The organism is Hallerella succinigenes, from assembly GCF_002797675.1.
Lineage (GTDB): Bacteria > Fibrobacterota > Fibrobacteria > Fibrobacterales > Fibrobacteraceae > Hallerella > Hallerella succinigenes.
Map to the genome: position 1 here is coordinate 2862998 of NZ_PGEX01000001.1, position 22625 is coordinate 2885622.

A 22625-nucleotide genomic window follows, 5' to 3' on the forward strand; every position below is an offset into this window, starting at 1 on the left:
TCCATGTTGGAATAAGGGAGAGGACTTGAAGCCTTTCCGAAAATTTCGTAAATTGGAAATGTGATTCTGCGGGGGTGCTCTGGTTTCGACAGGGCTGCTGAAGCGTGAGTTGCGTGCCGAGGGTCTGGCTGGCCTCGTAAAAAAGCCGGAAAACAATAAGTGCTAACGAAGATTACGCACTCGCTGCTTAATTTATAGCAACGCTGGAACTGGAGCCCCTCCCACGGGATTCAGACCTCCAGTCGCAATGTGGGATAGGATGGCGTCATGCTCTGGGGCGACTTCCAAAATTTACAGAGCTGGCTGGAACCTGCGCCGACCTTCTTGGGCGTAGAGACCGGTGAGACCTTAAATACGAAGGGAACGCACGTAGGAATGAACGGGGACGTGGTTTTGGACAGGAGTTCGACTCTCCTCACCTCCATCTTCGAAAAGCGGTCGCTCTAGGAGCGACCGCTTTTGCATTTTAAAGATTCTGTATAATCTTTAACGGATTGCCTTAAAGAAGGCGCGGAGCTTGTCTGCATCCTTCTTTCCGTGGGTAGCTTCGAGGGATGTCGAAAGATCGACGAGTTCCGGTTCAAAGCGCTTAACGATTTCTGCGATGTTTTCCGGGGAAATGCCTCCGGCCATCCAGAGAGCTTCCTGGGCACGCACGGCGTCCACAAGAGCGTCATCGATGCGTTTTCCCGTTCCGCCGACAACATCGGGCACGTAAGCGTCGATCAGAGTACGCGGAAGGCTGTGCTTGGAAGCTGCAATCAGAGCTTCGACTTCGGACATGGACTGCAGACGGACTGTGGAGTAGTAGCCGATGTTTGCACTTTCTGCTTCTGCAGGAATCGCTACGCCGTGGAACTGGACCGCGTCCAAAACGCCTTCGGATGCAAGTGCAATCGCGGTCTTTTCTTCGGCGGTGCCGTGGTCTGCAACGACGCCCACGCAGAGAGGCGCCTGCCCTTTGAATTTTTCTTTCAAGCTCTGGACGATCTTTCGCGTGTCGGCTTCGTTTGTGTTGCGCGGGCTTTTGCTGTAGAACATAAAGCCGAGCATGTTTGCTCCGAGTTCCGCTGCGAGAAGCGCGTCTTCGACGTTCGTAATGCCGCAGATTTTAGCGAGAGGCTTGCCGGGGAAGTTCTTGCGGATTTCTTCACGCTTTTCGGCGTATGCTTTCCAAAATTTTCCGTAGCCGTTTGGTTCTGCGCCGAGGAAGGCGCTGACGAGATTCTTGGCGGAGTCTGGCGACTTTGCCGCTGCTTCTCCGATGAGAATGCCTTCAAAGCCCAGACGGCGGGCGAAAGCGGCATCGCTGGGTTCCTTGACGCCGCTTTCGAAAACGGCGCGAGGTCCGAGTTCTTTGCGGAATGCGGCTGGGATCAGCGGATCGATGTGGAAGTTGCGCAGGTCGCGGGCGTTCACGCCGGCGACGCATTCACCGTCTTTTTGTACAAGCTTTAACTTGCGAAGATCGTCTTCGGTGCGGACTTCGACAAATGGAGTCATGCCGAGTTCTCGTGCGCGGTTCGCCATGGCGCACAAGGTAGAATCGTCGAGAATGCGGGCGATCAAAAGGACTGCATCAGCACCAAAGTCGTAGGCGACGTCGATTTCTTCTGGGGAAAGGAGAAAATCCTTGCGCAGAATGGCACAGTTCGGAGCCGCAGCGGCGACTTTCAAAATATCGGCGAGGGATCCGTTAAAGTAATTGCCTTCTGTGAGAACGGAAATCGCGCTGGTACCGGCTTCGGCATACTTGCGAGCGGTTTCGACCGGGTCGAGTCCCATGGCAATGTTTCCTTTGGACGGAGAGGAACGCTTGACTTCAAGAATGGTTCCCGGCTTTGCGATAAACGGGTGCAGTGGGCGAGTGCGTTTGGGACGTTCGAATCCAAAACAGATTCCCAGACGTTCGATATCCGCTTTGCGCTTGGCTACGATTTCTGCTAGAATGTCTCGACTCATAAGAACCTCTCAAACAAAAAGGCAACTCGAAAGAGTCGCCTTTTTTGATAAACTGAATTTTTCAGGATTAGATGCCGAAAGCGTCGTTTGCTGCATCAAGAGTGCTTGCGCTGTCTTGAGCCGGAGCTTTTGCATTTGCCTGCTGAATTTCGGCAACCTTAGCATTTTCGCGGGCTTCAGCTTCTTCCTTGGAAAGGATCGTAAGCTTGTTGTCCTTGAATTTGTCCATTGCAATCGTCGTCGGCTTCATTTCAAGCGTCAAATAGCCAGATCTGGCCTGTTCGTTGATGAAGCGTGCTTCATGAGCCATCATGACAACAGCACGAAACGTGGAGCCTTTGCAAGCTTCGCTAGCGTAGATATCGTCAAGGTAAACACGATGATTAGACATAAGCCACCTTGTTAGGTTTTTAGAAGAGGGAGAGGGATTCGAACCCTCGTTACAATTAAGTAAACACGCTTTCCAAGCGTGCGCCTTCAACCACTCGGCCATCCCTCCAAAGGATGCGTGTCAAATATAACTAAAATGGGCGCTTCGTCAAGACGAAATGCCCAAAAAAGTGAATTTTTTTTGAAAAATCCAAAAAAAAGTGAAATCAGTGTTCCAAACGGTGTAGTTCGTCGGAAAGATCGCGAATCAGCGGTTCAATCGTTGCTGCAGAGAAGTCAAAACGGATATTCGCCTTTGCAAAAAGTTCCGGGAGCGGACGGCTTGCACCGAGAGCTTCAGCCGCAAAAAGGTCTTCAAGACCCTTCTGCGGGTTCTTCTTGAAGTTTTCCCAGACCTGTAGGGCACCGAGCTGGGCTATTCCGTATTCGATATAGTAGAACGGGACTTCGAAGATGTGCAACTGCTTTTGCCACAGATAGGCGCGTTCGTCGTCGAGACCTGTGTAATCCACTCCTGCTTCGTAACGGTCCATCACCGAGAGCCACATTTCCTTTCGGTCTGCGGCGGTGTGGTTCGGGTGGGAATACATCAAATGCTGGAAGGAATCGATCGAAGCGACCCACGGGAAGAGCCAGATGATTTCTTCGAGTTCATCGGCACGGCTGCGGTTTGCGTCTTCGGGGTTCGGATAGAACGGAGAAAGATCTGTGGAACCGATGAGTTCCATGCTCATGCTTGAGACTTCGGCGAATTCCGAAGGCACATTGTGGTAAGCGGTAAGCGGAAGGCTCGAAACGCCAAACTGTTGGAATGAGTGACCACTTTCGTGGAGCAGTGTGTAAATATCTCCATCCGTTCCGGCCGCATTCATAAAGATGAACGGACGTTCGCTTTCTTCAAAGCCGATCTGGTATCCGCCCGGAGCCTTGCCCATACGGCAGTCCGGATCGATCAGGTGTTCGCGTTGCATGGTGCGGAACCAGGCGGAAGTTTTCGGGGAAAGTTTGTCAAAAATCTGACCGACTTTTTCGATGAGTTCGGCACCTGTCTTGAAAGGTTTGAGCGGCGGGCGAGAAAGCGCGTCGACCTTGGTATCCCATGGACGAAGCTTTTGAAGATTCATCTTTTGAGCCTTGGACTTGTAAATGTCCTTGAGGTACGGAAGGATGATCTTTTCGATGCTTTCGTGGAAGGTGCTGCAGTCTGCCGGAGAATAGTCGAAGCGGGACTTTGCCTTGAAAATGTAATCGAGGTAATCTTCGTATCCCGAGTTCTTGGCAATTTGGATGCGGAGCTTGAAGAGCTTGTCGAAGGCTTCATCCAAGCGTTCCTTGTCTTGGAGACGACGGCGGGCGATTTTTTTCCATGCGTCTTCACGGACAACGCGGTCCGTGGAAGTGAGGAACGTTGCCATCTGCTGGAGCGTTTTGGTTTCACCGTTGTGTTCGACGCTCATCGTGCTCGTGATCTTTTGGTAGTCCTGGATCGCGGTCGTTTCTTTTGTCGAAAGAGGAATGTTCTCTTTGCGGAAAAGTTCGAGGCTCGTGCGCACATCACGCAGGTACACGCCGAATTCGTGTTCGAGTTCTGGGACGCTTGGATGTTCGATCAGTTTGTGTTCGAGTTTGTTGTTGTAATCTTCACAGATCGGGTCGATGTTTTCGACAAAGTCCATGTAGGCTTTGGCGATGGCTTCGTCTTGCGTATGGGACGTCATGTCCACATAGCGACGGCAGCTGACTTCGGAAAGAACCGTGGTGAGTTCGTTCCACTTGAGAAGCCAGGCGCGAAGCGCTTCTGCATTTTCCGGGATCTTTTCGATCAGAAGCTTTTCGTAATATTCGGTAACTTGCTTGGTATTATCTGCCTTAAAATCAGCAGGAACAAAGGATCTTTTCATCATGCTTCCAAATTAGATAATTCTTGTAAGAGCCAGGCTTCGTCGTGGATAGGGATGCCGAGTTCCTGCGCTTTGGTGAGCTTGGAGCCCGCTTCTTCGCCGGCGAGCACCCAGGTTGTTTTTTTGCTGACCGAGCCGGAGACCTTTCCGCCATTGTCTTCGATCATTTTGCGGGCGGTGCTCCGGTCGAGAGTTGGAAGCGTTCCCGTGAGAACGGCGGTTTGACCGGCGAAATGGTCCTTGACTTCGCCTTTGAATTCTGTGGGAAGTCCAAGGGAGACAAGGGCGTCGATTTCCGCTTTAAAATTCGGGTCGCGGAAAAAGTCATAAACGCTTTGAGCGATGCGGGCGCCGATGTCCGGAATGTCGGTGAGCTCTTCGAGGGTTGCTGCTTCGAGCTTTTCGAGGGTGCGGAAGCGGCGGGCGAAAATGCGAGCCTTGGTGCGACCTACAAAGCGGATTCCGATGCCAAAGAGGAAGTTTTCAAGGCTTAGGGATTTGCTCTTTTGGATAGCGTCGATTACATTCTGTGCGCTCTTTTCACCGACGCGTTCAAGGCTGACAAGGTCCTCTTTTTGAAGTCTGTAAAGATCGGAAATCTGGGAAATCTTTTTCGCTTCGATGAGTTCTGCGATGAGGGCTGGTCCGAGATTTTCGATATTCATCGCTTCGCGGGAAACGAAGTGTTCAAAAAGACATTGTTTAGTCGCGGGACAGTGCAGATTTTCACAGTGCAAATCTACAAGGCCTTCTTTCTTTGCAATGGGCATTCCGCAGACCGGGCAGCACTCGGGCGGCTCGATCGGACTAGTGCCTTCAGGGCGTTTGGAAAGATCCACTTCAATGATTTTCGGAATGATATCGCCGCCCTTTTCAACGCCGACGGTATCGCCGACACGGATGCCCAAACGTTCGACTTCATCAAAGTTGTGGAGAGTCGCACGTTTGACCGTTGTACCGGCGAGCCAAACCGGGTCAAAGTTTGCGACCGGCGTGATGCGTCCCGTGCGACCGACCTGGAAATCAATTGAACGGACAGGCGTGTAAGCGCGTTCCGCTTTGAATTTGTAAGCGAGCGCCCAACGCGGACTTTTGGCGGTGGAACCGAGTTCCTGCTGCAGATCGAGGTCGTTCAGTTTAATGACCATGCCGTCGATCGGGTAGGCGAGAGAATCTCTGCCGGCGAGAATCTGGTCTGAAATCTGCATGATTTCTTCGACGCTGTGAGCGATCCAAAAATCGTTCGTGTGGAAGCCGTAGTATTCGAGAAGCTTTAAATTGTCGGAGTGCTTTTTGTTGCCGACGCTTTCGGGAATGTGGTAAGCGATAAAGCGGAGCTTGCGCTTGGCGCATTCCTTGGGGTCTTTGAGCTTGAGGGTTCCTGATGCGGTGTTGCGCGGGTTTTGGAAGCCTTTCTGACCGCGGGATTCGAGTTCGTCGTTCAAAAATTCGAAAGTCTTGAATTCCATGTAGACTTCGCCGCGGACTTCCAAGTCTCCATCGGGCGCGCCTAAGAGCTTATGCGGTACATCTTCAATGGTTTTGACGTTTGCGGTCACGTCATCGCCGATAGCACCGTTTCCACGGGTCGCTGCGCGGACAAGAATGCCGTTTCGATAGGTCAGTGCCATGCTGATGCCATCGATTTTTCGTTCACACACCCATTCCTTTGCGCTCGGAACACGGTCCATCGCCTGGCGGACGAAGTCTGCGACTTCTTCCTTGCTGTAGGCGTTCGAAATCGAGAGCATGGGAATTGCATGGGTGACTTTGGCGAAGTCGTTTAGAAGGTCGCTGCCGACTTTGCTTGTGAGCGAATCCGGATTTTTCCATTCCGGGTGGGCAATTTCCAAAGCTTCGAGCTCTTTGATGCCCAAGTCGAAGTCCTGGTCGCTCATCGGGGAGTAACCGTTTTTGTAATAGGCGTCGCTCGCTTCTTTTAATTGTTTTTGAAGTTCACGATACCGGGAAAAATCTGCGGAATTTTCTTGTGCCATGCTCAAAAAATAACATTTCGAGATTTCCTTTTCTATTTTATGCAAGATGAATTTCCGTAAAAACATTTTGCTTTCTTTTAGGATTTTGGCTGTTGCCGTTCTCGTTCCTGCTTGGGCAGCTAAACCGGTGGAATTTGCCTCTTCGAAAGCTTTTTCGTCGGAGGCGCTGTTTGGAAAACTCGACTCCATTGGAAAAGGCGCGACCTGGATGGAATGGGATACGGACGGAATTCTCGACCCCGAAATTCAGGCCTTGGTGGCCGACAAGAAGGGAAATATCCGTGCCGATGTGGAACACGGCTGGTACCTGAACGTTCCGGGCAATTCCAAATTCGCTGTGCTCCGCAAAAAAAGCGAAGGCGAATCTCTGACGTTCTACGACGTGGCAAAGTTCACCACGAAAAAGGTTCCGCTCGAAATCTCCGAACCGCTTGACCCGAAGAAGGTATTCCGCGATTACCGCGAAACGATCCGCGGGCATTTCGTCCACCTGGACGATACGAATTTACAGGTGACCGTCCGCGACAACGAAATTCAATTTTCGTACTTGAAACCCGACAACCAGGCGCTGTCGACGGTCTATAATTTTACAAGTCTTCCGGAACATCAGAAGCAGGCGGAAATCCAGAGTCGCCGCGCTTTTTACGCCTACGAATATTCCCTGATGATTCAAGCGTTTATCGCGAGCACTCGTGGACTTTTCAACTGGCAGATTTGGCATTGGTACAACTCGGATTGGACGGAACAGTCTCAAATTTCGGACAGGGAAATCGCTTCGATTCTCGCTTCGCCGGATCAGGGAAAATTTGTCCGAATCTTCTTTGATAAACTCGCGGACGGCGATACGGTTGAAATGCTCTCGAACGCCCATGGCTCCTTTATTCTTACCATTCGCCGGCGTTAAAAATGACTCCTTTTTTGGAAAAGGCTTTGGCGGTTTTTGAATCGGGAAAACTTTTCGATGTCGAATATCGCATTCAGAATTTGAAAGCGCTTTACGCTTGGATTCAAGAACAGGAATCGGAAATAGAAAAAGCTCTTTTTGCTGATCTTGCAAAGTCGAATCACGAAGCGTTCATGACGGAAATAGGGATAGCCCTTTCGGAAATTTCCTATGTGAAAAAACATTTGAAAAAGTGGGCTCGCCAACAGCCTGTGAAAACGCCGCTTTCGCTTTTTCCGGCGAAGAGTTACAAGCTTTATAGGCCTTACGGTCCGGTGCTCATTCTTTCGCCGTGGAATTATCCATTTTTACTCGCTGTGGAACCTTTGATATCGGCGATTTCGGCAGGGAATTCGGCGGTCGTAAAACCTTCTTTTAAAACGCCTCATGTGTCGAATTTGCTTTTGAAGCTTGCGGAAGAAGTGTTTCCGAATGGGGATGTGCAAGTTGCTTTGGGAAATCACGCGCTAGCCGATACGCTTTTGTCGGAACCTTTCCGGTTGATTTTCTTTACGGGAAGTCCAAATGTGGGACGCCACGTGATGGAACTCGCTTCTCGGAATTTGACTCCGGTCGTGTTGGAACTGGGTGGCAAAAGTCCTTGCGTTGTCGATGAATCGGCAAATCTTGAACTCGCCGCTCAAAGAATTACTTTTGGAAAACTCACGAATGCAGGGCAAACCTGCATTGCACCGGATTTTCTTTATGTGCAAAAATCGATGAAGCAAAAGTTGGAAGCTCTGCTCGTGAAAGCCTTCAAAGCGTTTGCCCCGCAAGGCGCGAACACGGAAACGCTTGCCAATATAATCGACTTTCCGCATTTACAGCGTTTGCAAAATTTAGTGCAGAATGAAAAGGTGCTCCTCGGCGGAAAAGCTTCCGGTAAAAAGTTTGCCCCGACCCTTCTTTCGGATGTCGCCTGGGATTCTCCGGTGATGCAACAGGAAATTTTTGGTCCGATACTCCCGATCCTTTCATTTGAATCCGAAGCGGAAATGCTTGCGAAACTCCAAACGCTTCCGCATCCGCTGGCGTTTTACGTTTTCACGTCGAATAAAAAGCGCGTTCAAAACATTCAACGGGAATTGCACTTTGGCGGTATGTGCGTGAACGATACGCTGATGCAAATCGGTTCTCCGGAACTTCCTTTTGGCGGAGTCGGGAACAGTGGAATGGGGCGTTACCATGGGGAAGCGGGATTTAAAACCTTTTCGCACGAGGAAAGCGTTCTAGAACGGGGGACCTGGCTGGATTTGGATTTCCGCTATCCGCCGTTTACGGATGCGAAAAAGAAACTGGTCCATTTCTTTTTGAAGTAGAAAGATGCCGAGAAGAACGGGTGTTGCGGATTTGCCTTTGCATTCGGGGACAGTTCCCCGGTGGCTTGCCGATCGCATGCGTGACATGGGGCGGTTGATCGCAGAATCAATCGTTGAAAATTACGGGAAAAAAGAATTCTTGGTACGCTTAAGCGATCCGCTGTGGTTTCAGTCGTTTGGCGCTGTCCTTGGCATGGACTGGCATTCGTCGGGAATTACGACAAGTGTGATGTATGCGCTCAAGAGAGGCTTGAATCCGATAGCAAAGGAACTCGGTATTCGCGTTTGCGGTGGCCGTGGCAAGTATTCTCGGGAAACGCCGCAAGAACTTTGGGAAGTCGCAAACGCCACAGGCCTAGACGGGTACGCTTTGGAACGCACGAGTAAACTTTGTGCCAAAGTGGACAATACCGCCGTCCAGGACGGCTTTCAACTTTACCAGCATAACTTCATCGTAACCGATGAAGGAGACTGGGCCGTAGTGCAGCAGGGCATGAACTCCGGAGCGAAATCTGCCAGACGTTACCACTGGTGTTCTTCAAATTTAAGATCCTTTGTAGAGGATCCGCATACCGCCGTGATTGGCGAAAATCGCGGACAAATTTTGAATTTGACGGCAGAGAAGGCTCGGCGCACCCGGTCTTCGATTTTAGATTTTTCCCACGAAGATCCCGGGCGTATGATGCGCGAAATAGTGCAGATTGTACAGCCGAACGCATCCATCATCGTTCCGGCTCAGACCGACCTGTTCTTACCTACACCCGATCCGATTATCGTGAGCACGAACCGTGACTGCCGAATGCCTGCACACCATGAGGTTCGCCCGGAAGATGTGGACTTAAAACGCTTGGGCGGTGTCCTTGCGACTGCTTACGAATCTGAACCGAAGGACTTTGAAAGTTTACTGCTCACGCCGGGTCTTGGACCGCGTACCTTACAGTCGCTGACGCTTGTGAGCGAAGTAATCAACGGCACTCCTTCCCGCTTTCATGACCCGGCCAGGTTCTCCTTTGCGCACGGCGGAAAGGACGGTCATCCGTTCCCCGTACCGACCCGGGTTTACGACGAATCGATCCGCGTTCTCGGGGATTCCATTGAAAAGGCAAAGTTGGGCGACCGCGATAAAATGGAATGTTTGAACCGTTTGTATCAAACACAGCTCGCTGTGGAAAGGAACTGTTCTCCTCTAGCCGATTTCGACAAGACGATTGCGCATGAAAAAGCCCACTCCGAAGAATGGGGTGGGCGAACGGTGGGCGATTAAGTTAAATCCGCCTGCAAGGCTCGAATCGCATTTCCGCGGTGGCTGATGGGCTTTTTTTCTGCGAGTTCCATCTGGGCGAATGTACGGGTTTCTCCATTTGGAACAAAGAGCGGATCGTATCCGAAACCCTTATCGCCGATCGGGGCGAAGTTGATTTGTCCACGGCATTCGCCTTCATAGATTTTAGGTTTGGAAATTTCGAATTTTCCATCTGCATTTTGCGAAACGGTCTGGTACGAAAGGACGCAGAAGTAACGGGCGCTGCGGTCGGTTACGCCTTCGAGCTTTTTCATAAGCTTGACGTTGTTCGCTGCGTCGTCATCATGGTGACCGCAGTAGCGAGCGCTGTAGATTCCCGGTTCTCCGTTCAGGGAAAAGACTTCTAAGCCGGAATCGTCGGCGAGGACGGTCGCTTCGATCCCTTTTTTCGCGAGCCATTCGGCTGTGGTATTGGATTTGATAATCGCGTTTGCGGCAAAGGAATCTCCGTTCTCGTCGATATCTCCGTCAAAACCGATATCTTTTAAAGTTTTGAACTCGTTGTGTTCCGTTCCGAGAATGAAGGCGAAGTCGCGGATCTTGCCCGGATTGCCTGTGGCGATCACAAATAAGCGTTTCATTTTGTTTCGACCGTGTCTTGTTTGGGTTCGGGCGCAACGATAGCTTTTTTTAAGGCGAGAGCCTCTCCATTTCGAAGAGGCTCTCATAAAAGGGACGACTATAAGCCGGGTTTTGTGCCGGCCAAAGGTCGGCGATGACCATCTATCTGGATCCGCTATTACTAGCGGCCTCAAGCAACCTACCCGAATTCCAGCTGGAAAAGGCTACCCAGGCACTCCGAAGAGTACGGAACTCTGCTTGGTCTTGCACCGGATGGGGCTTGCCGTGCCGTTCCTGTCACCAGAAACGCGGTGAGCTCTTACCTCGCCTTTTCACCCTTACCTCTTGCGAGGCGGTATGTTTTCTGCTGCGCTATCCGTCGTATTTCTACGCCTGGACGTTATCCAGCATCCTGCCTTGCGGTGCCCGGACTTTCCTCCCTCGTTTTCACGAGAGCGGCCATCCGTCGTCCCACTTCAAATGTAGCATAATTTTCTATCCTTTTAAATATGAAAAAAGCGCTTCGTCTCGTCGGAATTGTGGCTGCGATCCTGGTTGTTTTAGTGATAGCGGCCTGTTTTACCGCTCCCAAGATCGCCAAGGGCTATATAGAGGACCACTCCAAGGAACTCGTAGGCCGTCGACTGCAGATCGGGGACATTTCTTTTAACCCGTTGCGCTTTACGATTTCCGTCGACGACTTTACGCTTTTCGAAAAGGACGATTCAGCAAAGTTCGTCGCCTTCAAACAGTTCTATGTGAACATCGACCCGTCTTGCCTCTTGATCGGGGACATCTGTCTTTCGGAAGTGAAGATCGATTCTCCTTATGCGAGAGTGATGAAAAATGGCGGAATCTTTAACTTTACCGATATTTTGAACAAGTTTGCCGCTTCGGCGGATTCTGCGAAGGCAGAGGCTGTCCCTGCCGTTCCGGTGGATACTCTTGCGGCAGATTCGGCAAAGGTGAATGTGGCGGAACAGGTGAATGCGCTACCGTTCGGCATTTCGATCCAGAAAATCGCAATCCTTTCGGGTGACGTGATCTTTATCGATCAGGAAGTGAATTCGAATATTTCGATTCGAGACTTCTCGGTCAAGATTCCTGAAGTTTATTTCTCGAATCAGAATACATCGGCAGGCGTGAACCTGGAATTTGTAAGCGGCGGATCGCTCGGTGTGAATGCAGACTTGAATATGGAGAAGGGCGACTTTGCGGTGAACGTAAAGCTGAACCAGTTTGCCATCGGAATGGTCAAGCCTTATCTTGAAAGTGTCTTGAACTTTAAGGATCTTTCGGGTGTCGTCTGTGCGGATATTTCCGTTGCAGGCAATCTCTCCAATGTAATGGCTTCGACGGCGAAGGGTACGGTCGTCGTGGACGATGTCGTGCTGACTGAAAATTCAGGCAAGACGATCGGCGTTGCGCATATGGGCGTGGGAATCGCCGAGGCGAATCTGAACGAAAACCGTTTTGTCATCGACTCGGTCATGGTGAAAGGCGCATACGCCCACTTTGACCTGAATCAAAATTCGAACAACATCAAAGTGCTGCTCTCCGCAAAGGCGAAGACCCCGTCGAAGGATTCTGCCGCCGTTGCCGATTCGGTTTTGATGGCTCTTCCGGATACGGTTCAGACCGCCGTTTCTGCAAAAGAAGATTCTGCGGATGCTCCGGCGAAAAAGCTCGATGCTCTGCTGAAACTTCTTTCCGTTTCGGACACCAAGTTTACGTTCAACGATAACACGATCAAGGGAGGCTTTAGCTACACGGTTTCGGGCATTTCTGTGAACGCTTCGAATGTGGCATTCGACAGGCAGGCGAGCGTGAATGTAAGCGCCACCCTTCCGCATGGAGGTTCTGCAAAAGTTTCGGCAAAGCTCATGCCGGCAGACCAGACTTCTTTGAAAGCAAACATCGCCGTGAAGAATGTGAACATGGTGGATTTCTCCAAGTATTCCGAACATTATACAGGTTATCCGCTGACCGCAGGATCCTTTGGCTTTGCGTCGGATAACGTCATTCAGAATTACAATATCGACAGCAAGAACATGATCGATATCTACAATTTGACGGTGGGCGATAAGCCTTCGGATGCAGAGCCGGAATACATGGTTCCGATGAAGATAGGCCTTTACATTTTGAAGGATAAAGATGGAAAAATTTCGTTCGACGTTCCGGTGAAGGGGAACTTGCAGGATCCAGAATTCTCTTACGGTAAAATTATTTGGCAGACCGTGATGAATTTGATGATCAAGGTGGCTCTTTCTCCGGCGAAGCTTCTTTTAGGATCTTCCGTTCCGAGTGATTTTGCCTTTGACATCGCTGCAGACGACTTTACAAGTGAACAGTACGGTGTAGCTTCGGAATGGACAAAGGTCTTGTCGAAAAAGCCGGGAGCCAAGCTGACGGTTCTTCAGGTTTACAATCCGAAGAAACAGATCGAAGCCTTTGCGCTTGGCCAGCAGAAGATAGCCTATTACAAGTCTCATACAGGCAAAACGAGTTTGACCCCGGTCGATATGAAGGCCGCACTTGAAACCGCAGAAGATGAAGGTTTTAAACAGTTTGCCGCTACATGGAAGCGCCCCAGTGATGAAGCTTTGATGGCTCAGTTGAACGCCCTTGCCGAAGATCGCAACGCAACGCTTTTGAAGGCGCTGAGCGCACAGCCCGGTGTGACCGCTAAGAATTTGAAGGTGCGTTTGGCAACGCCAGCTGAACGAGGCTCGATTGGTAAAAAATCTGAATTCCGTATGTCGGTGGAACTTCCGTGATCCTTTTCTTTGTCTTGTTTCTTGCCGCATTTGCTGTTGCGGATATTTTGCCCGAACCGGCGTTTACCCGTCCGAGTGCGGACTCTCTCAAATATTTTAGTGTGGATTCCATTGTGGTCATCAACGGGGATGCCTTTGACGATTCCAAGGCTTACTCGTGGGCTGACCGCACGCTTTACGATATCGGAAATACGATTCACATTGAAACGCGCAAGTCCGTGGTGAAAAAGCTCTTGCTCTTTGACAAGGGCGACAAGGTGAATTTGTATGAACTTATCGAAAGCGAAAAGAACTTGCGAAGCCAAGCGTATATCGCCGATGCGCATATTCATCGCAAGGTGACGCCCGACGGCAAGAATATTCTTTATGTGCAAACGAGCGATAACTGGACGTTGTCTCCTGCCGCCTCTTTAGACCGTCCTGATGATGGCGGTTTTAGTTACGGCATCGGCATCTGGGAAAACAACTTCCTTGGATTCGGTCAAACGATCGGTGTTTATTATTCGCACGACCCGTTCCGTGACAAGTTCATGGGCCTGTATAACAACAGCAACTTCCTCTTCCGCAACAACCGTTTTGAATTTTCCATTTCGGAAAATACGGATGGCTACACCCACTACGCGACGATGTACCTCCCGTATCTTTCCCGCAAAAAGAATGAATGGGCTTATACCATTGCGGGCTTTGTAGATAAGCAGGATACGAAGTACTATTGGACAGGGGAGCTTCCGTCGAAAAGAGTTTCTCTGTCTGTTGCGGACTCGGTCAAGGATCAGCTTCCGATTTATAACCGCGAGCACGGCAATGCGGTCTTGCGTGTGAACGAAATGGAAGAGGATTCTGCTTCGTTTCGACTCGGACATTCTTTTGGCGGAGAAGAATTTAAAATTTACCTCGGCGCAAGCTATGACTACCATCGCCTGGGACGCTCTTACAAGTCTGTGTCGCGATACCGCTTTATCGATGAAGACGACGATCGGGTTTACGCCTTGAATTCCGCGGCTGTAGAAGATTGGGTTCCGGAACAGCTCGATTCCCGCTTGGGATTGAACATCACCCTTTCGCGCATTCGCTACGACCGTTTAACGAACTTTAAGCATGCGAAGTGGACAGAAGACATAGAAAAGGGTTATAGCCTTAAAGTGGGCATTTCCAAGAACTGGAAAGCGCTCGGAGCGATGGACAACGATGCTCGTTTAGATTATAAGATTTATCTCGCTTTGGGATCGCGTATGCATCATTTGATGCTGAACGCCAAGTCGTATTTTTACTTTAACTCGGACACACGCAGGGACATTTACGAATTCGCTTCGCTCGAATACATCTGGCGTTCGAATGAATGGTTTTCGACGCAGCTCGCCGGGTACATGGATACTTACAAGCGTGCCGCTTACGGTCGACAGCTTTCGCTCGGCGGTTTAGCGGGGCAGGAATTCTACGGTTTTCCGACTTACCTCTACACGGGCCAGGCCCGTTTCTACGGTCAGCTGGAAGAGCGCTTCTTTCCGCACTTTGAACTCGGTACGGTTGCGCCTGTCTTTGCCGTATTCTTTAAAGCGGGGGAAACTTCCGCTAGCATACACGAATTTGAACCGAGAGACTTGACTTATATCGCAGGCTTTGGCGTCAGATTCGTCATGACGAAATCCGTTTCGGGTCTCGTGAATCATATCAATCTCAGCTGGCCTTTGAATGGACCGTTGGTCAGTAAAACTCCTAGGTTCAGCCTTGTCGCACTACTTTCCCTTTAGAGAGGATCTATGCATCAGAAACGTTACCTTGTGGAAATTGCAATCGGCTTCATTGCCATGATTCTCGGGACGTGGATCAGCATTCTCGTGTGGCTGGAAGGCTATTATCTCGGAGCGTTGATGCTCGTGGTGACGGGGATGATTACAGTTGTGCTCGGCATCAAGGAGTATACAGGAAAAAAAGGACCCCTGCTTCAGGAATCCTTTTTAAAGATCTTGCGTCGAACGATGCTGTTTCTGAACTTGATGCTTTCGGTCGTCGTTGCAGGAACTTTGGTTTCGATGCTTTAATTATTGGGTACAGCCGGCTGAAGCTTCTTGTAAATGCTTTCGTAAGTGCTCGCGTTGATTCTCTTGTACTTAGAAATAATTGTACCGAACTGGTAGAAGGCGGAGTCGCCTTTGACGCGCATATAGAAAGGCATGTCGAGGGAATTCTTGCCCGTGAGAACGGAATCGCCTTCGATGCTTGCAAAGAGATCGCCGTTGATGTTGCGGATCGTATAATTGTTTTCGCCAGCCTTCGTTTGGAAAACTTCAAAAATCATATCGTCTTCGCCCTGCCAATGTCCGGTAAAAACCGGCTTTTCTTTGGAGCAGGAAGAGAGAGTTGCAAGAGCCGCAAGGGCGCCAATCCAAAAAAGTTTTTTCATAAGGTTCTCCATGACTTTCTTTAAAATAATAAAAAGTCGTGCAAAAAAAATTATCTTTTGCGTGTATGCGAAAGACTCTTCTCTTTCTGCTCTCTCTTTGCACTTTTGCTTGTGCGGAATGGGGGCCGAAAGATGTTCACCGTCTGCTCATCCAACGGACGAATCAGAAACCTGGGGTTTATACTGGAAAACTCGAATCGGTGATGGACACCGCTGGATTAATTGTCGTGGCGGAATTTCATAAGGTGATGGGAGATCATTACCGACCGACGATCACCAGTGCGAACGATTTCAGCTGGCACGCCCGATTTTCCAAGCATTATCTGAATCTCGCTCTGGATTTTCGCATTTCCGATGTTCCCAAGCACAAACGTTCGGGATTGGTTTCCGCTATCAAAAAAGCGCTGGAGAAGCGCTTTTTCGTCTTGTGGGAAGATGTGGGTCGTTCAAATGAACACTTGCATGTCGAGTTTCTCGGTGAACCCTAATTACGGCTTTGCGTCGGCGCAGCAACGGAATCCGACGAAGTTGTACTGGTTCTGCGGATAGAAGCTGTACTTGGTATCTGTGCACTTACTCTGATTCTGCGTATCCCAAGCGCCACCGGCGACGATGTAACGGTTTGCTGCCCCTTCGGCCGGAGAATCTGTCCATTCCCAGAGGTTTCCGTTCATGTCGTACATGCCGTACCAGCTGCGGCATTGTTCCTTGCGACCGGCTCGGCGAGCCTTGGAAGAATTCGTATTGCACTTGGCAGGCTTGTAAGAAGATCCGTAAGAGTAGCGTAAATTGTCCTTGCCCTTGCAGGCGGCAGACCATTCGTCGAATTGACAAAGGCGCTTTCCGGCATTTGCGCAAAGGGTCTTTGCCTGTTCATGGGAAACCATATCTTTAACAACAGCGTCAGGCTGGTTCGGATATTCATAAGCGTCCACGCAAACGGTCTTGCCGTTGACGGGAACTGGATAGGCGTTCTTGCCACAGACGTTATCGCTTGCCATATCGTAATGGACTTTTTGCCATGCGGTTCTGTTGCCTGCAGAGTCTTCTGCAAGATAATAGACGTCACCCGTTTTGTTGTATTCCACAGCTTTCGTGAGTTCCTGGATGTGGTTTGTGTCGCCGATCGAGTAATAGGTTTTGCACTTGTATTCGTCGCACTTGACTTTCAGCTGAATCGGGTCGTAGTAACGGCCTTCCGGCGGGACGATCGTCGCTTCTGGCGGAATCGAGTCGCGGTTCGCGTAGGCGATGCAGTCGGCTTTGCGGATGCTGTCAGCACGGGCTATGCTATCGGCAACGGCTGCACGTGCCTGCTTGAGGCTGTCTTCCAATGCCTTCTTTTCGCGTTCGAGGCTGTCGCGGATTTCTTTGCGACGCTTGGCGATGCTGTCCTGGTGCGCCTTTTCTTCTGGTGAAAGTTCCTTGGGCTGTTGGATCGCAAGGCTATCGTTGTAACGCGCGATGCTGTCTGCACGGGCTGCTTCAAGGCTGTCGTTGTAACGCTTTAAGCTGTCCAAACGGAGATTGTCATAAGTCGAGATGCTGTCGAGCATGGCTTCTCGTTCGGCGAGCATGTCGGATTGCATTTTGGAAAGCTCGCACTGCACCACAAAGAGCGTTAACAAAAGCAGAACCATCAAAATCAAGATGGTCAAATGGTATCGGCGTTTTCTTTGACGGATGCGATCGGATACTTTCTTTTCGTTTTCGGTCATGATGTCTCACTTACTTTTTACTGGAATCGCCTTCAAAAAGGTCGTGCCAATGGCGCTTGATTTCTTCTTCGACTTCCTTGACGCTGAGCTTTCGGCGAAGGGAAGCTCGATATGCAATCGAGATGTAACCGGTTTCTTCGGAAACGACAATCACCATGGCGTCGCATTCGGCGGCAAGGGCTTTTGCTGCGCGGTGACGCATGCCGTAGCCGGAATCCTGCTCCGAGGTAATTGCCGGGAGCGGAAGAATACAACCTGCCGCCACAATGCTATGGCTGTTCAAAATCACGGCGCCATCGTGCAAAGCAGAATTCGGAAAGAACAGCGCACGCAAAAGGCGCGAACTGATGCGGGCGTTCAAAAGTTCACCGGTATCCGCATAATTGCGAAGACCCACACGGTTTTCCAAAACGATCAGCGCACCGAATTGGTTCTTCGCCAAGTCCTGCACAGCCGCGCCGATTTCTTCTGCGATCAGTTCAAGACCGCTCTGGTGAAAGAAAAGATTCTTCAGGTTCATCTTTCCCACCGATTGACCGATACGCGTCAAGGCTCCGCGGATTTCCGGCTGGAAAAGAATCACGATCGCGATAATGCCGAGGGTAGCAAGATTGCTCAACAGCCAAACGACCGTATGCAGATCCCACCACTGCGCAAGGATCCAGCCGATCAGCAGCAGGCCACCGCCGACAAACATCTGCACGGCGCGTGTTCCGCGGAAGAGCAAAAACACGTAATAGGCGACAATCGACACAAGGAAAATGTCGAGAATGTCGGCAAAACGGACATCGATGACTCCAAACAGCTTAAACAGATTCATTTGCGGAATGCCTTTAAGAGTTGAAGGGATTCCACAGCTTCCTTGACATCGTGAACGCGGATTACCGTGGCACCGCTCAGGGCCGTGAAAATTCCAGAGATGACTGTCGGAATCAGACGGTCGCTTTTTTCAAGCCCCGAGATTTTTCCGATATAGGATTTGCGGGACATCCCGTAGAGAACGGGGAAGCCCGTTTGTACAAACGTTTCCACGCTTGCGATCAAATCGAGATTGTTCTGCAGGTCTTTTCCAAAACCGATGCCCGGATCGAGGCAGATTGTTTTTTCATCGACGCCCAGGTCGATTAATTTCTGAGCGGCAAAAAGAAGTTCACGTTCCACGTCAGCGACAACATCCTGATACGGAGCATAGTCCTGCTGCATCGTTCCAAAGTTGCCACGCATGTGGTTGAGCACGCTTGCGGCTTCGGTATCCGCAATGGTCTTTGCCATGTTTGGATCGTGCGAAAGGGCGCTGATGTCGTTGATGATGTGCGCACCTGCCTTCATGCTTTCCAAGGCGACTTCGGATTTAATCGTGTCGATCGAAATCCAGAATTTTCGGGAGGAAAGGAGCGGAACGAGTTTTTTCACCAGCGGCACGACGCGGTCGATTTCTTCTTCAGCTGAAACCGCAGCGGCTCCGGGGCGAGAACTTTCGCCTCCGATGTCCAAGATTTCGGCGCCTTCGTCGAGGAGCTTTAAGGCGTGTTCGTAAGCGGCGTCGAGCGTGTTGTGCTTTCCGCCGTCAAAAAAACTGTCCGGTGTTACGTTGACAATGCCCATGACCGCCGCGACAGGCGATCCTGCAATGATAGAGTCTTTTACCGTCCACGGATTCGCGTGGGATTTTGCCAAGTAATCGCGGAACATACTTTACGCCTTTTCTCCTTCGGCCTTATTAGCGACGGGAGTTTCTGGAACCACTTGTGTCGGAACAGGAGTCGGACGGCCCGGATCAGGAGGCGGCTCTTCTGCCTTCTTTTCTTCTTCGCGCTTCTTTGCCATCATTTCTTGGAACAGGTAAGTACGGCTCTTTTTGGTGCTTTCGAGCTTTTCGCCGGCGATGACTCGGTCAATTTCTTCGCGGTCGAGCACTTCGTTTTCAAAAAGCGCTGTGCCGAGAAGGTCGAGCTTTTCGCGGTTTTCGATCAAGAGCGCCTTTGCCTTTTCGGAAAGACTTTTGACCAAGCTGTTGATGGCTCCATCAATCGCTTCTGCCATCTTTTCGGACATTTCCTTCGGTTTGCTGATTTCACGACCGAGGAAGATTTCGCCGTCGTTACGCGTGTAGCAGAGTGGTCCAATCGTTTCGTCGAAGCCCCATTCGGTAACCATGCGACGGGCGAGTTCCGTGGCACGGGCAATATCGTTCGAGGCTCCCGTGCTCAGATGGTTGAAGCAAATGAGTTCGGCAAGACGGCCCGACATCAAAATCATGATGTTTTCTTCCGCCGCTTCCTTGGACATGGAAACGCGGTCCATTTCCGGGAGCGACATGGTCACACCGAGGGCGCGGCCACGCGGAATAATCGTAATCTTGTGGAGCGGATCTGCGTGCTTGCAAAGAAGGGTCATCAAAGCGTGACCGGCTTCGTGGAAGGCGGTGTGACGCTTTTCTTCGTCGGACATGAGAAGTGTACGTCGTTCTGCACCCATGGCGAGCTTGTCGCGTGCTTCTTCAAAGTCTTCCTTCGTCACCTTCTTGTTGTCGAAACGAGCGGCGAGGAGGGCAGCTTCGTTGATCAGGTTTTCAAGGTCTGCACCGGCAAGTCCTGGAGTTCCACGGGCGATGTCCTTTACGTTCACGTCGTCTGCGAGAGGAACCTTGCGCTTCTTCAAATGCACGCGGAGAATTTCTTCACGGCCCTTCAAGTCCGGAAGACCCACGGTGATCTGACGGTCAAAACGTCCCGGACGGAGCAAAGCCTTGTCGAGAACGTCCGGACGGTTTGTCGCCGCAATCAAAATGACGCCTTCGTTTGCATTGAAGCCGTCCATTTCGACGAGCAGCTGGTTCAAAGTCTGTTCGCGTTCATCATGACCGCCACCGAGACCTGCACCACGCTGACGACCGACTGCATCGATTTCATCGATGAACAAAATGCAAGGTGCGTTCTTCTTGCCCATTTCGAACAAGTCGCGGACACGAGCCGCACCGACACCGACGAACATTTCCACAAAGTCCGAACCGGACATGCTGAAGAACGGAACGCCTGCTTCACCTGCAACCGCACGGGCGAGAAGGGTTTTACCTGTACCCGGAGGACCGACGAGCAAAGCGCCCTTCGGAATGCGTCCACCGAGATTCGAGAACTTCTTTGGATCCTTCAAGAACTGGACGATTTCTTCGAGATCAGCTTTTGCTTCATCGCAACCGGCGACATCCTTGAAGGTGGTCTTCGTCTTTCCGCTTTCGTTCAGCTGGCGAGCCTTGCTCTTGCCAAACGAGAACATTCCCATTCCGCCCTTGCTTCCGCCGGTCTGACGCGCCATCATATACCAGAAGAAGGCGATTAAAAGGATGGCCGGGAGGAAGGCGAAAATGCGGTCAATCCAGCTGGTGGTTTCGTGCTGCACACGAACTTTGATGCCCTTGTTCTGTTCCCACGCGTCGATCTGATCGCTGGTAAGGTCCAGAACATGGCTTGTGAAGGCGACCGTATGGTTCGAATTTGTCGATCTGCGGGCGAGCTTCGAAAGCAGACCTTGCTGCTGTGCTTCTTCCGCCATTTCTTCGGCATTCATCGCACGGGTGCCTTCGACCATAATGCCGTCGAGGGTGCGCTGGAGTTTTAAACTCTTGATCTCCGTCGTGGAGTCGTTCATCATGGCGAAGAAATCCGTTCTTGTCAAATCCAAGGACGTATCGTCGTTATAAAGGCGCATAAAGAAAAGCACCATTAGGAGCATCGTCGCAATCAGGAAAAAGTTCCTGTTGTGGAATGCCGATGGAGCTTTAGGCTTATTACTCATAGGTTTCCTTTATTCGAGGTGGAATTCCGTAAATTTGCAGGATTTGCTTTCCGTCGGAAAAAACGGGGAAGCAATCTCTGACAAAAGCCGGAACTCCATTGTCTTCGAACCATTTTTTGAGCGATTTGGATCTTCCGCTCGGAGGTGTATAAACATCTCCATCTAAACGAAAGCGCCATTCGCCCAAAGGGGCTCGTTTTTTTTCAAAAAGATACAAATTGTGGACTTTGGAATCCTGCAAGGATCTGCAAAACCAAAGGATATGGCGCGATTTTTCAAAAATCAGGGATTTATTCCGATTTGCAAAATTTGATTTGAAATCGACTGTATTGGGATACTCGAATCCGAGGTTCTGTAGCCAGATTCTTAAAAGTTCTGCGGCGCCCTTTTCGCTTTTTTGACTCAAGGCGTCCCAAGCGGAATCGTGCAGAGCTAAAATGTGCTCGTAAGGCGCAATTTCTTCGGGGAAAGGCCAAAGGGAAGGGGGAACGATTTGCGGTTCGAACTCTTGCTCGATTTGGCAAAGGATTTTCTCGTAGATGCGAGAGCCGACTTGGGCGATCCGGCACAGCTGTTTTACCGCTTGTACATTTTCTGCTTCGATCCGAGGCAGGATTGCGTGGCGGATAAAGTTGCGTTCAAAGGCTTTGTCCGCATTGGTTTCGTCTTCACACCAGCTTAAATGATTCTTGACTGCGTACGCTTCGATTTCGGATCGAGGAATGTTTAAGAATGGGCGGTAAACGCCGTCGTTACGAATAAATTGAATTCCGCGAAGCCCTTTGAGGCTCGTGCCGCGGCGAAGGCGCATGAGAAGCGTTTCTGCTTGATCGTTTGCATGGTGCGCGGTCAGAATAGCGTCTGCACGGCAGTTTGAACGTGCGGCGATTTCGAAGAATGCCTTGTAACGGGCTTTCCGCGCATTTTCTTCAACAGAGCCGGATGCTTTTAAGGATTCACCGTCTAAATGGTGAATAAAAAGCGGAACGTTCAGCAGTCGGGCGAGTTCCTTGACGAAGGCTTCGTCCCGGTCTGCGGTTTCTTTGCGAAGCCCGTGGTGAACGTGGGCAAATGCAATCCAGTCGAGCCCCAAATCCTTTTGATTTTGTACAAAGTAATGGGCAAGGCAGACGGAATCGACTCCTCCGGAAACGGCAAGAAGCAGTCGTTTCCAGCCACGCCTTTGAAGTTGTCTGAGAATGCTTACTTGTCGCACTTTTTGAAGAAGCAGGAGCGGGCGCCGGTATGGCAAGCGACCTGTGGCCCTTGCATGCGGACTTCAAAAAGGAGTGCATCACTGTCGCAGTCCGCGTACCAGTTCACAACGGTCATCACGTTGCCGCTCGTATCTCCTTTGTGCCAGTATTCCTTTCGGCTACGGCTCCAAAAAACCATTTCGCCGCATTCATTTGTACGTCGAAGCGCTTCTTCGTCCATCCAAGCCATCATCAGCACGTCGTGCTTGTCGGCATCCTGAACGATTGCCGGGGCAAGTTTCTTATCGCCGAATTCCACTTCAAACTTGACGTCTTTCATTAAATCTTCAAACTTCATG

19 protein-coding genes, 1 tRNA gene and 2 other RNA genes are annotated in these 22625 nt (G+C 50.6%); 8 read left to right on the top strand and 14 right to left on the bottom strand.

Translation table 11 applies throughout. The features are described from left to right. Positions 1-70: 70 nt before the first annotated feature. Positions 71-427: a transfer-messenger RNA gene (gene ssrA, locus BGX16_RS13290) on the top strand. Between the two features lie 59 nt (positions 428-486). On the opposite strand, the gene trpF is transcribed toward ssrA, so the two are convergent. The 5 genes from trpF to ligA all read right to left on the bottom strand — a co-directional run bounded on the left by trpF (position 487) and on the right by ligA (position 6250). Continuing rightward, complete coding sequence (gene trpF, locus BGX16_RS13295; protein WP_100426485.1) at positions 487-1962, bottom strand: bifunctional indole-3-glycerol phosphate synthase/phosphoribosylanthranilate isomerase; 1476 nt, start codon at positions 1960-1962, stop codon at positions 487-489. Positions 1963-2029: 67 nt separating this feature from the next. Then, the gene (locus BGX16_RS13300) at positions 2030-2353 is read right to left on the bottom strand and encodes a hypothetical protein (protein WP_100426486.1); all 324 of its coding nucleotides are present in this window, start codon (positions 2351-2353) and stop codon (positions 2030-2032) included. 23 nt (positions 2354-2376) lie between these two features. Next, positions 2377-2461 (bottom strand) — tRNA-Ser (locus tag BGX16_RS13305). Positions 2462-2558: 97 nt separating this feature from the next. Continuing rightward, positions 2559-4256, bottom strand: a complete 1698-nt coding sequence (locus BGX16_RS13310) for a M3 family oligoendopeptidase (protein ID WP_100426487.1) — start codon at positions 4254-4256, stop codon at positions 2559-2561. Then, positions 4253-6250 (bottom strand): NAD-dependent DNA ligase LigA, encoded by a 1998-nt coding sequence (gene ligA / locus BGX16_RS13315; protein WP_100426867.1) that lies wholly within the window; start codon positions 6248-6250, stop codon positions 4253-4255. Before ligA ends, BGX16_RS13310 begins: the two co-directional genes overlap by 4 nt. Positions 6251-6296: 46 nt before the next feature. Here ligA and BGX16_RS13320 point away from each other — a divergent pair, with 46 nt between their 5' ends. Genes BGX16_RS13320 through BGX16_RS13330 form a run of 3 tightly spaced genes read left to right on the top strand, consistent with a single transcriptional unit; the run spans position 6297 to position 9776 of the window. Continuing rightward, on the top strand, positions 6297-7154 hold the full coding sequence (locus BGX16_RS13320; RefSeq protein WP_100426488.1) for a hypothetical protein: 858 nt from the start codon (positions 6297-6299) through the stop codon (positions 7152-7154). 2 nt (positions 7155-7156) lie between these two features. Continuing rightward, positions 7157-8512, top strand: coding sequence for an aldehyde dehydrogenase family protein (locus BGX16_RS13325; protein WP_100426489.1), 1356 nt, complete (start codon positions 7157-7159; stop codon positions 8510-8512). Between the two features lie 4 nt (positions 8513-8516). After that, positions 8517-9776, top strand: coding sequence for a DUF763 domain-containing protein (locus BGX16_RS13330; RefSeq protein WP_100426490.1), 1260 nt, complete (start codon positions 8517-8519; stop codon positions 9774-9776). On the opposite strand, the gene rdgB is transcribed toward BGX16_RS13330, so the two are convergent. Together rdgB and rnpB are read right to left on the bottom strand one after the other, a co-directional pair. Beyond that, entirely contained in the window at positions 9773-10396 is a 624-nt protein-coding gene (gene rdgB / locus BGX16_RS13335; RefSeq protein ID WP_100426491.1) for an RdgB/HAM1 family non-canonical purine NTP pyrophosphatase, read from the bottom strand. The genes BGX16_RS13330 and rdgB overlap by 4 nt on opposite strands. 85 nt (positions 10397-10481) lie before the next feature. After that, an RNA gene (gene rnpB, locus BGX16_RS13340) (RNase P RNA component class A) lies at positions 10482-10851 on the bottom strand. Positions 10852-10885: 34 nt separating this feature from the next. Between rnpB and BGX16_RS13345 the strand changes: the two genes are divergently transcribed. From BGX16_RS13345 to BGX16_RS13355, 3 genes are read left to right on the top strand one after another with little or no spacing between them, the layout of a single operon-like run. Next, a complete protein-coding gene (locus tag BGX16_RS13345) occupies positions 10886-13153 on the top strand; it encodes a DUF748 domain-containing protein (protein ID WP_100426492.1) in 2268 nt (755 codons plus the stop codon). Continuing rightward, a complete protein-coding gene (locus tag BGX16_RS13350) occupies positions 13150-14904 on the top strand; it encodes a BamA/TamA family outer membrane protein (protein ID WP_100426493.1) in 1755 nt (584 codons plus the stop codon). The genes BGX16_RS13345 and BGX16_RS13350 overlap by 4 nt, the downstream gene beginning before the upstream one ends. 9 nt (positions 14905-14913) lie before the next feature. Beyond that, a complete protein-coding gene (locus tag BGX16_RS13355) occupies positions 14914-15195 on the top strand; it encodes a hypothetical protein (RefSeq protein WP_100426494.1) in 282 nt (93 codons plus the stop codon). On the opposite strand, the gene BGX16_RS13360 is transcribed toward BGX16_RS13355, so the two are convergent. Continuing rightward, complete coding sequence (locus BGX16_RS13360) at positions 15192-15557, bottom strand: hypothetical protein (RefSeq protein ID WP_100426495.1); 366 nt, start codon at positions 15555-15557, stop codon at positions 15192-15194. The two genes, BGX16_RS13355 and BGX16_RS13360, sit on opposite strands and share 4 nt — an antisense overlap. 65 nt (positions 15558-15622) lie before the next feature. On the opposite strand from BGX16_RS13360, the gene BGX16_RS13365 reads away from it, so the two are divergent. Then, positions 15623-16045: a hypothetical protein gene (locus BGX16_RS13365; RefSeq protein ID WP_100426496.1), complete on the top strand. Its 423-nt coding sequence runs from the start codon at positions 15623-15625 to the stop codon at positions 16043-16045. On the opposite strand, the gene BGX16_RS13370 is transcribed toward BGX16_RS13365, so the two are convergent. The 6 genes from BGX16_RS13370 to hisI are packed head-to-tail and all read right to left on the bottom strand — an operon-like array spanning position 16046 to position 22624. Then, positions 16046-17275 (bottom strand): formylglycine-generating enzyme family protein, encoded by a 1230-nt coding sequence (locus BGX16_RS13370; RefSeq protein ID WP_100426497.1) that lies wholly within the window; start codon positions 17273-17275, stop codon positions 16046-16048. Between the two features lie 10 nt (positions 17276-17285). Then, positions 17286-18095, bottom strand: a complete 810-nt coding sequence (gene cdaA / locus BGX16_RS13375; RefSeq protein WP_100426498.1) for a diadenylate cyclase CdaA — start codon at positions 18093-18095, stop codon at positions 17286-17288. After that, positions 18092-18967: a dihydropteroate synthase gene (gene folP, locus BGX16_RS13380; protein ID WP_100426499.1), complete on the bottom strand. Its 876-nt coding sequence runs from the start codon at positions 18965-18967 to the stop codon at positions 18092-18094. The genes cdaA and folP overlap by 4 nt, the downstream gene beginning before the upstream one ends. Before the next feature lie 3 nt (positions 18968-18970). Continuing rightward, positions 18971-21070 (bottom strand): ATP-dependent zinc metalloprotease FtsH, encoded by a 2100-nt coding sequence (ftsH, locus tag BGX16_RS13385; RefSeq protein WP_277352374.1) that lies wholly within the window; start codon positions 21068-21070, stop codon positions 18971-18973. Next, on the bottom strand, positions 21063-22286 hold the full coding sequence (gene tilS / locus BGX16_RS13390) for a tRNA lysidine(34) synthetase TilS (protein WP_198514932.1): 1224 nt from the start codon (positions 22284-22286) through the stop codon (positions 21063-21065). Before tilS ends, ftsH begins: the two co-directional genes overlap by 8 nt. Next, positions 22274-22624 (bottom strand): phosphoribosyl-AMP cyclohydrolase, encoded by a 351-nt coding sequence (gene hisI, locus BGX16_RS13395; protein WP_100426501.1) that lies wholly within the window; start codon positions 22622-22624, stop codon positions 22274-22276. The genes tilS and hisI overlap by 13 nt, the downstream gene beginning before the upstream one ends. Position 22625 lies beyond the last annotated feature (1 nt).